The 12,371-nt window shown below is 36.1% G+C and carries 15 protein-coding genes; 3 read left to right on the forward strand and 12 right to left on the reverse strand.

Annotated elements, in window-relative coordinates:
- Positions 1 to 67: 67 nt before the first annotated feature.
- Positions 68 to 1,051: a fibronectin type III domain-containing protein gene (locus tag AACY93_RS03415; protein WP_007648539.1), complete on the forward strand. Its 984-nt coding sequence runs from the start codon at positions 68 to 70 to the stop codon at positions 1,049 to 1,051.
- 20 nt (positions 1,052 to 1,071) lie between these two features.
- Here the strand turns inward: AACY93_RS03415 and ftsY are convergent, their stop codons facing one another.
- The 8 genes from ftsY to AACY93_RS03455 all read right to left on the reverse strand — a co-directional run bounded on the left by ftsY (position 1,072) and on the right by AACY93_RS03455 (position 6,047).
- Complete coding sequence (ftsY, locus tag AACY93_RS03420) at positions 1,072 to 2,046, reverse strand: signal recognition particle-docking protein FtsY (protein ID WP_007648538.1); 975 nt, start codon at positions 2,044 to 2,046, stop codon at positions 1,072 to 1,074.
- Between the two features lie 148 nt (positions 2,047 to 2,194).
- Positions 2,195 to 2,347 (reverse strand): DUF4295 domain-containing protein, encoded by a 153-nt coding sequence (locus AACY93_RS03425; protein ID WP_007648531.1) that lies wholly within the window; start codon positions 2,345 to 2,347, stop codon positions 2,195 to 2,197.
- A gap of 76 nt (positions 2,348 to 2,423) precedes the next feature.
- Entirely contained in the window at positions 2,424 to 2,606 is a 183-nt protein-coding gene (rpmG, locus tag AACY93_RS03430; protein ID WP_007648529.1) for a 50S ribosomal protein L33, read from the reverse strand.
- Positions 2,607 to 2,630: 24 nt separating this feature from the next.
- Positions 2,631 to 2,867, reverse strand: coding sequence for a 50S ribosomal protein L28 (gene rpmB / locus AACY93_RS03435; RefSeq protein WP_040491586.1), 237 nt, complete (start codon positions 2,865 to 2,867; stop codon positions 2,631 to 2,633).
- Between the two features lie 114 nt (positions 2,868 to 2,981).
- Positions 2,982 to 4,229, reverse strand: a complete 1,248-nt coding sequence (locus AACY93_RS03440) for a competence/damage-inducible protein A (protein ID WP_286854422.1) — start codon at positions 4,227 to 4,229, stop codon at positions 2,982 to 2,984.
- Complete coding sequence (locus AACY93_RS03445) at positions 4,229 to 4,570, reverse strand: hypothetical protein (RefSeq protein ID WP_007648522.1); 342 nt, start codon at positions 4,568 to 4,570, stop codon at positions 4,229 to 4,231. The genes AACY93_RS03440 and AACY93_RS03445 overlap by 1 nt, the downstream gene beginning before the upstream one ends.
- Position 4,571: 1 nt before the next feature.
- Positions 4,572 to 5,183 carry a fumarylacetoacetate hydrolase family protein gene (locus AACY93_RS03450; RefSeq protein ID WP_287005557.1) on the reverse strand — a complete coding sequence of 204 codons (612 nt, stop codon included), beginning with the start codon at positions 5,181 to 5,183 and terminating at the stop codon, positions 4,572 to 4,574.
- A gap of 87 nt (positions 5,184 to 5,270) precedes the next feature.
- Positions 5,271 to 6,047, reverse strand: a complete 777-nt coding sequence (locus AACY93_RS03455) for a 3'-5' exonuclease (RefSeq protein WP_287005558.1) — start codon at positions 6,045 to 6,047, stop codon at positions 5,271 to 5,273.
- 212 nt (positions 6,048 to 6,259) lie between these two features.
- On the opposite strand from AACY93_RS03455, the gene AACY93_RS03460 reads away from it, so the two are divergent.
- Entirely contained in the window at positions 6,260 to 7,066 is an 807-nt protein-coding gene (locus tag AACY93_RS03460) for an alpha/beta hydrolase-fold protein (protein ID WP_287005559.1), read from the forward strand.
- A 122-nt stretch (positions 7,067 to 7,188) separates the two neighbouring features.
- Here the strand turns inward: AACY93_RS03460 and AACY93_RS03465 are convergent, their stop codons facing one another.
- From AACY93_RS03465 to recR, 3 genes are all read right to left on the reverse strand, one after another.
- Entirely contained in the window at positions 7,189 to 8,502 is a 1,314-nt protein-coding gene (locus AACY93_RS03465; protein WP_287005560.1) for a dihydrolipoamide acetyltransferase family protein, read from the reverse strand.
- 80 nt (positions 8,503 to 8,582) lie between these two features.
- On the reverse strand, positions 8,583 to 9,689 hold the full coding sequence (locus AACY93_RS03470; RefSeq protein WP_287005562.1) for a glycosyltransferase family 2 protein: 1,107 nt from the start codon (positions 9,687 to 9,689) through the stop codon (positions 8,583 to 8,585).
- 10 nt (positions 9,690 to 9,699) lie between these two features.
- A complete protein-coding gene (recR, locus tag AACY93_RS03475) occupies positions 9,700 to 10,317 on the reverse strand; it encodes a recombination mediator RecR (RefSeq protein ID WP_287005564.1) in 618 nt (205 codons plus the stop codon).
- Between the two features lie 134 nt (positions 10,318 to 10,451).
- Between recR and AACY93_RS03480 the strand changes: the two genes are divergently transcribed.
- Positions 10,452 to 11,894, forward strand: a complete 1,443-nt coding sequence (locus tag AACY93_RS03480) for a sodium:solute symporter (RefSeq protein ID WP_007648509.1) — start codon at positions 10,452 to 10,454, stop codon at positions 11,892 to 11,894.
- Here the strand turns inward: AACY93_RS03480 and AACY93_RS03485 are convergent.
- Positions 11,865 to 12,227: a CoA-binding protein gene (locus AACY93_RS03485; protein WP_007648508.1), complete on the reverse strand. Its 363-nt coding sequence runs from the start codon at positions 12,225 to 12,227 to the stop codon at positions 11,865 to 11,867. The two genes, AACY93_RS03480 and AACY93_RS03485, sit on opposite strands and share 30 nt — an antisense overlap.
- Positions 12,228 to 12,371 lie beyond the last annotated feature (144 nt).

Consider the following 12,371-nt stretch of genomic DNA (forward strand, 5'->3'; position numbering starts at 1 on the left):
ATGACGAAACCTTTAATAAGACATTAAAATTTTATATTAGCTGTCAAAATACCTCACAAAATTTATTATGAAAAAATTTTTCATCCTACTTTCCATAACATTATTTGTATTTAGTTGTTCAAATGATAACTCAGATGATACTAATGATCAAATTACCTGTGCTTCTCCAGCTAATATATCAATCAATTCAATTACAGTCAATTCCGCAACACTAAATTGGACTGCAAATAATGCTGTTTCTTATGAAATTGAATATGGAGTTTCTGGATTTACCCAAGGACAAGGAAATACTATTTCGACTTCTGGATTAGGTTACGAATTAACTGATCTTGCACAAGACACTTCCTATGATGTTTATCTGACAACAAAATGTAGTGACACAAATTTTAGCGATGTCATAGGTCCTGTCATATTTATTACAGAAACAGCATGCCAGAAACCAACTTCCCTAAATGTAGATTCTGTTGATATATGTAGTATTTCTTTAAATTGGGATTCAAATGGAGAATCGGATTTCAAAATTGAATACGGCATAACAGGTTTTAGTTTGGGCACTGGAAGAGTTTTAAATGCAACAGATAATTTTACAACAATTGATACATATCTTGAAGCAGGAACCACCTATGATATATATGTTAAAGCCTATTGTGGTATAGATGGTTTTAGTGCGTCTTCTGATCCCTTGGTTGTAACTACAGCTTCTCAAGATTTAGCTGGATCCTATCATGTTACTGTTACTAGAGATGACGGATTTTCTTATGATCATGGAATTGAAACTATTGTTTTAGTTTCTCCTAATTATTATAAAACAGAAACAACTGGCCTATGGCCTAGAGGTTCATTTTCTCCAGATACAGATCAAGGTTTTAATTTTAGAAACTCTTGTGGTGAGATTGAAGTTCCAGAGCAACAATTATTTCAAGGTGCTTATGCTAATATGATGTATGGTAATTATGCCGAAATCAAACCAAATGGCGATTTAATAATATTATACAACATTGATTTAAACATCGAATATCCCGGTTTCTATGCTGAATACGTAAAACAGTAAATTCAATATATATAACATTTTTATTTAAAAAACGAATCCACAAACTCGTATTTGTTGAATACTTGAAGATCTTCGATGCCTTCCCCTACTCCAATATATTTCACAGGAATTTGAAACTGATCGCTAATACCAATCACGACACCACCTTTGGCTGTGCCATCCAATTTGGTCACGGCAAGTGAGGTAACTTCAGTAGCTGCAGTAAACTGTTTAGCCTGTTCAAAGGCGTTTTGCCCTGTAGAACCATCTAATACCAATAGGACATCATGAGGTGCATCGGGTACTACTTTTTGCATGACACGTTTTACTTTGGTTAGCTCATTCATGAGGTTTACCTTGTTGTGCAAACGTCCAGCCGTATCAATAATTATCACATCTGCCTGTTGTTTAACGCCAGATTGCACAGCATCAAATGCTACAGAAGCTGGATCGCTACCCATGGCTTGTTTTACCATAGGCACATCTACGCGATCTGCCCAAACCTGCAATTGATCTATGGCTGCAGCCCTAAAGGTATCTGCTGCACCTAAAACCACATGCAAACCTTGTTTTTTAAATTGATAAGCCAACTTACCAATGGTGGTTGTTTTTCCTACCCCATTTACTCCAACAACCATTAACACATAAGGTGTTTTACCTCCACCTGCAGAGTCAGGCAATTTGGGAATGGTATACTCGGTATCTTCCCCAGAATTGGTTTCACTTAATAAGCCAGCTATTTCCTCACGTAGGATTTTATTTAGCTCATCGGTTCCCAGATATTTGTCCTGTTGCACACGAGCTTCTATTCTTTCAATAATTTTTAGGGTTGTGTTTACACCAACATCACTGGTTACAAGGATTTCCTCCAGATTATCCAGAACCTCGTCGTCTACTTTGGATTTTCCGGCAACAGCCTTGCTTAACTTATTGAAGAAATTGGTTTTGGATTTCTCCAATCCTTTATCCAGTGTTTCTTTTTTTTCAGAAGAAAATATTTTTTTAAAAAAACTCATGTTATGTCAATTCAATTACGTTTCTTAAAACAAAAGCCTTGCCTTAATTGCTTGGCTGAACAATTGTCATTCTTTAGTGGTGTAAATATAAAATAAAAGCTGCTCTCTAAAATAGAAAGCAGCTTAAAAAATTGTATAACAAGCAGGATTATTGTTTAGATAACCACTCGTTTACTTGTTCAGGTGACATAATTGATTCAACAAACATGTAAGCTCCTGTTTTAGGAGATTTCACCATTTTTATAGCTTTTGTTAATCTTTTAGATCCTGTTTGTAACGATGCAACTGATTTCTTTGCCATGTTTTATGCTTTTTAAAACTTAAAATAAGTTTTCTAATTTATATTATTTGACGTTTTTATTTCTAAAAACCTCTAATTATTTAATTTCTTTGTGAACAGTCATTCTCTTTAAGATAGGATTGAATTTTTTAATTTCCATTCTATCTGGCGTGTTCTTTTTATTCTTGGTAGTAATATATCTAGAAGTTCCTGGTTGTCCAGACTCTTTATGCTCTGTGCATTCTAAAATTACTTGTATTCTGTTACCTTTCTTTGCCATTTTCTTAACTTTTAATTGAGGCTATTATTTATAAAACCCTTTAGATTTAGCTTCTTTAATTGCAGCTGCAATACCAATTTTATTGATTGTTTTTAATGCTGCAGTTGAAACTTTTAAAGTTACCCACTTATCTTCTTCTGGAAGATAAAAACGCTTTTTAATAAGATTTGCATCAAATTTACGCTTTGTTTTGTTCATTGCGTGAGACACGTTGTTTCCAACCATCGCTTTCTTTCCAGTAAGTTCACAAACTCTTGACATTTCTTCTAACTTTAAATATTGTTATTTGTTCCTGTTTTTCAAAAAATCTTTTGAGATGTTTTTAAACAGGCTGCAAATTTAGTAAAACTTTACAATATCAACAAACTAAAATTGTTACTTTTTTAAAATTTCTTTTTGAAGCATTTCAAAAGCTTTGTTTACAGCTTTCCTAATAACTTTGGTTCGATGATTCCCCAAATGGAATTCTTCTGAAAAAACCCTGTCTTTTGTAGCAATAGCTATAAAAACGGTTCCCACTTCAGCTACCGAATCCCCTTTGTCTGGGCCAGCATTTCCTGTTGTTGCTATGGCGTAATCCGATTTAAACAAATCCAAAACCTGTTTGGCCATGGCCTCAGCCACTGGCGCACTCACAACCGAATGTTCCTTAATTAGTGATTCCGGCACTTTTAAAACATCTATTTTGGCTTGTGTGGCATAACTTACCACTGAACCTTTAAAATATTTTGATGCTCCTGGAATTTTAGTAAAGGATTCTGCTATTTTCCCTCCTGTACAACTTTCTGCAGTGGCAACGGTTTTCCCCAAATGTGTAAGCTGGTTAGCAAGAATGGCTTCTATGGAATCGTCTGATTCAAAGCCCACAAACACATCCTTTATCTGTGGCAAGAGCAGGTCTATTTGTTCTTGCATGCTGGACTCCACCAAGGCTTTGTCCATGTGCTTTGCAGACAAACGCAGCCTAACCCTTCCCAAGCCTGGCAAATACGCCAGTTTCATAAAAGCAGGTAACTGGTCTTCCCACGTTTCAATTCTTGCAGCCAAGGAACTCTCGCCCAAACCATAGGTTAACAAAGTGGTATGCTTGATATATGGAAACTGATAGGTTTCCCTTAATTTGGGAATGACCTGGTTTTCCATTAGGGCTTTCATTTCAAAAGGAACACCAGGTAGCGAAATAAACACTTTTCCGTTATGTTCTATCCACATGCCTGGGGCACTTCCATTCACGTTCATCAACACTTGTGCTTTTGAGGGCACAAGTGCCTGATCGATATTTACTTGTGCCAAAGGTTGTTTGATGTAATGTTCCCAAAGGTGTTCTATGTTTTTTAAAACAGCTTTGTTTTGCACCAAGGTATCATTAAAATACGCTGCAATGGTTTTTTTGGTAATATCATCTTTTGTTGGCCCTAAACCTCCAGTGATGATGATGATATCGGCATTCTCTTCAGCTTCTTTTAAAGATTTTAAAATATGGGCTTTATCATCCTGCACAGAAGTGATTTGGTATACCGAAATACCTTTATTGTTCAAAACCTTACTTATATAGGCCGAATTGGTATCTACAATTTGACCAATAAGGATTTCGTCTCCTATGGTAATGATTTCTGCCTGCATTACAGATTAAAGTCTGCTTTTAATTCTTTGGAAGCGTTTTCTATAGCCGTTAATACAATTTCCAGTTTCCCAGAGATATCCATACCTGTTTTTTCAAATTTTCCCCAGTCTTGAACTTCAATTAAATCTTGAAGCACACCCAGTTCAAATAAATCCACAGTGGGTTTCATTTTGTGCGCAGCTTGATACGCAGTGTAATAATCCTTGTTTGAAACGGCTTCTTTTAAACGATCTGCATCTTCGGGAACTTCTTCTAAAAATGCGGCTGCCAATGTAGCAATAAATTCTTCGTCGTTATCTGCCAATTCGCGTACCCTAAATAATTTGTAGTGTTTTTCCATGTTATTTTACTTTTATTGAAAACATTTGTTTGCTTTCTATAAATCCCTCTAATTTATCGTTAGCAGATACACTTCCAACTCCTGCTGGAGTTCCTGTAAAGATAATATCTCCAATCTTTAAAGTAAAATATTTTGAGATATATTCTATCAATTCATCTATTTTCCAGAGCATGTGGCTGGTATTTCCAGCTTGTACCACTTGTCCGTTTTTTTCTAAGGAAAAAGACAGGTTATTTATGTCCTTGATTTCTTCTATAGCCATCCAATTGCCTACAACTGCTGCCCCATCAAAGGCTTTGGCTTTTTCCCATGGCAATCCTTTTTCTTTAAGTTTTGCCTGTAAATCCCTAGCTGTAAAGTCTATTCCCAGCCCTATTTCGTTATAGTATTTGTGGGCAAATTTTTTATCAATATACTTTCCCACTTTACTGATTTTTACCAAAACTTCCACTTCATGATGTACATCGTTGGTAAAATCTGGTATAAAAAAAGGCTGTTTCTTTAATAAAACAGCTGTATCTGGTTTTAAAAACACCACAGGATCTGTTGGTTTTTCGTTATCCAACTCCTTGATATGGTCTGTATAATTTCTTCCAATGCAAATGAGCTTCATATTTCTGTCATTCCTGCGAAGGCAGGAATCTCTTTTTTATTATTAATTTCTTGCTTTATGGATTCCTGCCTTCGCAGGAATGACAAACTAATCTAATTTGTTGTTAAGGTCCCTTAATTTAATTGAAGTGAGCACTTTTTTAGTGTAAAGTGGGAAATCGGCATTCAGTAACCAACCAAAATAACCAGGTTCGGTCTCTAAAATATCCACAACACGTTTGCCTTTGTGTTTTCCAAAAGAGAAACATTCTTCCCCTTCTTTGTTATAGATTAAAAATCCGGCAAAATCTGCAAACTTTTTTCTAGAGCTAAACTCTGCTAAAAACTTGGTATTGTTTTCCAACTCGTCATACTTGGCTACTTGGGCTTTTAAAACTTCATAAGTGGCCAAAGTATCTGCCTCTGCGCTATGGGCATCTTCCAGGTTTTTATCGCAATAAAATTTATAGGCAGCCACTAAGGTTCTTTGTTCCATTTTATGGAAAATGGTTTGCACATCAATGGACATTCTGTTTTTCATGTCAAAATCGATGTCTGCGCGCAGCATTTCTTCAGCTAAAAGTGGGATATCGAACCTGTTGGAGTTAAAACCACCCAAATCTGAATCCTTTATCAGGTTGTGTATTTCCTTTGCCAGCTCCTTGAAAGTGGGTTTGTCTGCCACATCCTTATCTGAAATCCCATGGACTTTTGTCACTTCTGGAGGAATGGGAATGGTAGGGTTTACCAATCGTGTATAGCGTTCTTCTTTGCCATCTGGATAGACTTTTAAGATGGAAATTTCCACAATTCGGTCGTTGGTAATATTAACTCCCGTGGTTTCCAAATCGAAAAAACAGATGGGTTTTGTAAGATTGAGTTGCATGTGTTTTAAAATTTGTGCAAAGATACTTAGAATAAATAAAAATGGCTACCTATCAACTAAAACTAATTGCCGAAATTTGGCTTTATTGGATAATTAAGCGACCTTCGTTCTTATTAAAACCAGTCAAAGCCAATCATTATTGCAAATAGCGAAACCAAGGCGTAAAAGTTGACCAAGAATAATTACAGAACAATCACTCTTTTAAATAGAAAATGAAAAAAACATTCTCTTTAGCATTACTCTCAATCTTACTCATAAGCTGTAAAAACAAGCCACAGAATAACGATCCCATTCCAGAACACGACAATTTCACAATAGCATCCAGTCTGGTTGATGAAACTAGAGTAATTAATGTTTGGCTACCTCCTACTTATAAAAATGGTAGCGATTCGTTTCCAGTTTTATATATGCCAGATGGTGGCATCAAAGAAGATTTTCCACATATTGCAAATACCCTTGCAAAGCTTATAGAAGAAAAAAATATTCCACCTTATATTCTTGTTGGTATTGAAAACACGGAAAGAGGGAGGGACTTAACCGGTTTTTCAGAAGTTGAAGCCGATGCGCAATACTGTCCACTAACTGATGGTGCCAAGAATTTCCGTGGATTTATAACCGATGAGTTGATGCCCAAAATCAACAACACTTATAGAACTACAAACAAAAAAGGGATTATTGGAGAATCTCTAGCAGGACTGTTTGTTATGGAAACCTTTTTGATAGCGCCTGAAGCTTTTAATTTTTATATAGCCATGGATCCATCTCTTTGGTGGAACAATTTCAATTTGGTTAAAGAAGCCAACAACCATTTAGCCGTTTTCCCTTCTGATGAGAAAAAATTATGGTTTGCAGGTTCTGGTGCAGAAGATATTTCCAAACACACGCAAAAGCTCGCCAAGATTTTAGAAGCTGAAGCTCCCGAAAATATGACCTGGACCTACCAAGATGAGCCTAACGAAAAGCACAGTACCATTTTTAGGGCTACCAAAAAAAAAGCAATGGTTTGGGCTTTGAATTAACCTTAAGACAATACTATTATTAAAACAAAAAAGCACCATCCTAAAATGGTGCTTTTCTATATTATATAAGACTCTTAGACAACACTTCGACAAGCTCAGTGTGACAACTTGGAATAACCGTTTTATATCTCCCTATTGGAATCCCAGCCTTCTAAATAGTCTTTAACAGCTTTTACAAATTGGCCTCCAAGAGCACCATTTACAACTCTGTGGTCGTAAGAATGGGATAAGAACATTTTGTAACGGATACCAATAAAATCGCCTTCAGGAGTTTCAACAACTGCAGGTACTTTTCTAATGGCTCCAAGGGCCAAAATACCAACTTGTGGTTGGTTGATAATTGGCGTTCCCATAATACTACCAAAGGTTCCAACATTGGTAACTGTATAAGTTCCTCCTTGAATATCGTCTGGTTTTAACTGGTTTAATCTGGCTCTATTGGCTAGATCGTTAACTTTTTTGGTCATACCTACCAAATTAAGCTGATCGGCATCTTTTATAACCGGAACAATCAGGTTGCCATCTCCCAAAGCAGCAGCCATACCAAGATTAATGTGTTTCTTCTTTATAATGGTGTCTCCCTGAACGGAAATATTCATCATTGGAAAATCGCGTAAGGCTTTTGCTACGGCTTCCATGAAAATTGGTGTAAAGGTTAGGTTTTCGCCTTCACGTTTTGCAAAAGCATCTTTCACTTTCTTTCTCCAGTTCCAAATCTTGGTCACGTCGGCTTCTATAAAGCTTTGCACGTGAGCAGAGGTTTGAACCGATTCTACCATGTGATGCGCAATGATTTTACCCATTCTGGTCATTTCTATAATTTCGTCGTCACCACTAGCCACAACAGGAGCTGTTTTTTCTGTTTTGGCAGGAGCAGCTTTTGGAGCTTCCGGTGCTTTTTTAGGCTGTGGAGCAGAGCTTCTAGACTCTAAATGTGCTAAAATGTCGTTTTTGGTAACACGACCATCTTTGCCAGTACCTGAAATGGCATCTAATTCCGCTTGGGAGATGCCTTCTTTTTTGGCAATATTTTTAACTAAAGGAGAATAAAACCTCTCTTCCGAAGAACTAATGGCTGTTACGGTTTCTTTGGCTGTTTCAACCGTTTGCGCTACTTGAGCCACAGCTGCTTGATCTGCGACTGCGTCTGGTTTGCTTTCTGCTTTTGGAGCAGCTGTTTCTGCAGAGCCTTGCCCTTCAGTTTCAATAATTGCAATTACTTGACCTACTTGAACCACATCGTCCACATTGAAAAGTTTTTCAACCAAAACACCTTCAACTTCACTAGGCACTTCGCTATCTACTTTATCTGTTGCAATTTCTAAAACTGCTTCGTCTGCTTCAATGGTATCACCAACTTCCTTTAACCAAGAAGTAATGGTTGCTTCTGCAACACTTTCCCCCATTTTTGGGAGTTTTAATTCAAATTTTGCCATATCTGTAATGGAACTGTATTTTTTTAAATTATGACTGCAAAATTAATGAAAAATCATTGAATCTATTACAGTTTCTTTAATTAATTATTTTTTAGCTGAATGACTTCACCACGACTTTTAGAACTATTGCTACCCAATACAACCTGAGAGTTTTTAAGTATAAATTTAAAAGTACTTGGATGTTTTATGTTGTTTTTAGAAACCAATTCTATCGCTTTTTTATATCCTAAATACTCCATATCCAGAATATATTCAACATTGGGAACGTAGTTAGCAAGATGAGCTTGTGTTTCCATGTTTTTAGGCAAAACCTTTTGTAGTTGAGGGTTTTCCTTGTTGGAAATTAAAACATATTCTTTTACACGACTGGTAGACTCTTCGCCTTTTGGATAAAAAATGGACACTACTTTAATACCAATCCAAATTAACAGGTTAAACAACCAATTGGGCTTGTAATGTTTTTCAAAAAACAATTGCATGGCTCCATTAAAACGTTTGGCATAGGCTTTATCCTTTAAGGTGCTTTCGCCTTTAAAATGTATAACTGTGGTGGCAGGATGGTAATAGTTTTGATATCCAGCCTTTAACACTTTATAAGACAGATCTATGTCTTCGCCATACATAAAATAATCTTCATCCAAGCCTCCAACTTCCAGGTATATGTTCTTTTTTACTATCATAAAAGCACCAACCAACATGGCTATTTTTCCTGTTTGGTCTGGTCCCAAATGATGGGCATAATACGGTTTTGAATAACCCAATAGCTTTTTAATGGAAACCATTGGGGTTGGGATGTTACGTTTGCTTTCAGGAAGAAATTCACCTTTACCATCTATTAACTTACAGCCTAAAAGACCTAGATTTGGCTTGGTATCGGCAAATTTCAACAATATCTCAAAAGTGTCTTCGGCAACAATGGTGTCTGGGTTTAAGATGCATAGATATTCCCCTTGTGCCTGTTTAATCCCTAAGTTATTCCCTTTAGAAAACCCATCATTGGATTTATTTTCAATAAGCTTCACCTTGGGAAATAGCTGTTTGACCATCTGGCAGCTATCATCTTGGGAATTATTGTCCACCACAATAATTTCTGCATCCAAATTGGCAATGGCAGCTTCTACGCTTCTTAGACAAAGCTCTAAAAAATAGCGCACATTATAGTTTAATATGATAACGGATAATTTCAACAGTATATAATCAGGATTTTAAGGATGCTTCAAAAGGAATGCGATTGATAATGCTTCGTCCAAGGGTAATTTCGTCTGTATACTCCAATTCGTTTCCAACCGAAATCCCTCGAGCTATGGTTGAAGTTGTTACATGATAATCCTGAATTTGTTTATAAATATAGAAATTGGTGGTATCTCCTTCCATGGTGGAACCCAAGGCAAAAATAAGTTCCTTAACGGTTCCCTGTTTTACTTTTTCCACTAAAGGCTGAATGTTTAAATCGTTAGGCCCTATACCATCCATAGGGGAAATTTTCCCACCCAACACATGGTACAATCCCTTAAAGGAGCTGGTGTTTTCTATAGCCATAACATCGCGAATGTCTTCTACCACACAAATGATTTCGTGGGTTCTGTGAGGATTGGCACAGATTTCGCAAATGTCCTGATCGCTAATATTGTTACAACTTTTACAGAATTTTATGTCGGTTCTCATGGCTTTTAATGCTTTGGCCAACTCAAGGGTTTGATTTTCAGGTTGCCTTAACAAATGCAGCATGAGCCGTAACGCTGTTCGCTTACCTATTCCTGGCAACTGCGACATTTCCTGTACTGCTTTTTCCAAAAGTTTAGACGAAAATTCCATAGCTGCGAATTTACTACTTCGTATGAAATTACACTAATTTTATAACATTCTTTTTAATTGCCACTTCTTGCGTAATAAAAATTTGGATTTTGCCAGATAATACGTGTAATTTGAACACCAGAAACCTCTTTCTTATGAATGCTACTCAAATAATATTACTTATTTTATCCTACTTTGGAGTGCTTATTTTAATTTCCTATTTCACTGGAAAGACATCTGGAAATGATGCCTTTTTTAAAGGAAACAAACAATCGCCTTGGTTTGTAGTGGCTTTTGGGATGATTGGCGCCTCGCTTTCCGGAGTGACATTTATCTCTGTACCTGGCTGGATAGAGGCTTCTCAATTTAGTTACATGCAAGTGGTTTTGGGCTATATTGTGGGTTATCTGGTTATAGGAACAGTGTTACTCCCTTTGTATTACAAACTTAACCTTACCTCCATTTACACATATTTGGAAGAACGATTTGGAAATTATTCCTATAAAACTGGAGCTTCATTTTTCTTGATCTCAAGAGTGGTTGGAGCCAGTTTTAGACTCTTTTTGGTTGCCAATGTATTACAGGTAATCTTGTTTGATGACATAGGTATCGCTTTCTGGCAAACCGTTATAATTACCGTTTTATTGATATGGTTGTACACCTTTAAGTCTGGAATAAAAACCATTGTATGGACAGATACCTTACAAACTCTTTTTATGCTTATTGCAGTAGGTGTTACCATTTATTTTGTAAGTGGTGAATTGGGCTTGGATAGTGGCAACATTTTAGGTTTTATCTTGGATAGCGACTTGTCTAAAACCTTCTTTTTCGACGATTTTAAATCCAGTAATTACTTTTGGAAGCAATTTATCTCTGGAGCATTTATTGCCATAGTAATGACTGGCCTGGACCAAGATATGATGCAAAAAAACCTGACCTGTAAAACGCTGAAAGATGCCCAGAAAAACATGTTTTGGTTTACCATTGTTTTAACCGTTGTGAATTTCATCTTTTTATGTTTGGGTTTGCTACTAACGGTTTATGCAGCACAAAACGGTATTGATGCCCACAAAGACGATTTGTTCCCTATTTTGGCTAAAAACCATCTGGGCATTGGTGTGTTTGTATTTTTCCTTATAGGATTGATTGCAGCTGCTTACAGTAGTGCCGATAGTGCTTTAACAGCTTTAACAACTTCTTTTAGCATTGATATTTTAGATATTGAAAAGAAACTGGGACCTGAAGCACAAATAGCCAAACGAAAGCAGATCCATGTGCTTTTTTCCATTGTTTTAATTCTTGTGATTGTTTCCTTTAAATACCTTATAAAAGATGAAAGTGTTATTGCAAAACTCTTTGTTTTTGCAGGTTATACCTATGGACCTTTACTTGGACTTTATGCTTTTGGTTTGTTTACAAAATGGCAAGTAAAAGACAAGCTAGTTCCAGTAATCGCTATTCTTTCGCCTGTTCTATCTTATATAATAAGTGTGAACAGTTCAAAATGGTTTGGTTTTGAATTTGGCTTCTTTATTTTAATTTTAAATGGGTTATTAACCTTTTTAGGGTTAATACTGATTCGTAGAAAGCAGCACTAAAGTGCAGGCCACTTCAAAATCAATGTTGTTCATTTTTAAAATATTATAAAACTCTGGGTTTTCGGTACCTGGATTAAAAATCACACGTTTTGGTTTTAGGGATAAAATATAATCGTAATAAGGTACCTGGTTTTTAGGATTTAAATAAAGTGTAACCGTATCTATGTCCTTAAAAGTCATCAAATCTGTGTTTATGTTTACTCCTTGAACAAGCCCTTGTTTTAAACCTATGGCCACGACCTCATGTCCAGCTTGTTTTAAACGATTCATTGCTATGTGAGAATATCTGCTAGGATTTAAGGAAGCTCCAAGAACCAATGTTTTTCTATTCATCTGTTAAAGTCTGTTAAGTGTTGTTAAAAAAAGTAACATATCTCAAATTTAAGCGTCTATTAATTAAACACAAAATATGTTGTCTTAAAATAATACAACAATATATTTGATAGCCTACATAATAGTTGATGGTTAGTGTTAAGT

The sequence above is a fragment of the uncultured Xanthomarina sp. genome (genome assembly GCF_963971605.1).
Classification (GTDB): domain Bacteria; phylum Bacteroidota; class Bacteroidia; order Flavobacteriales; family Flavobacteriaceae; genus Xanthomarina; species Xanthomarina gelatinilytica.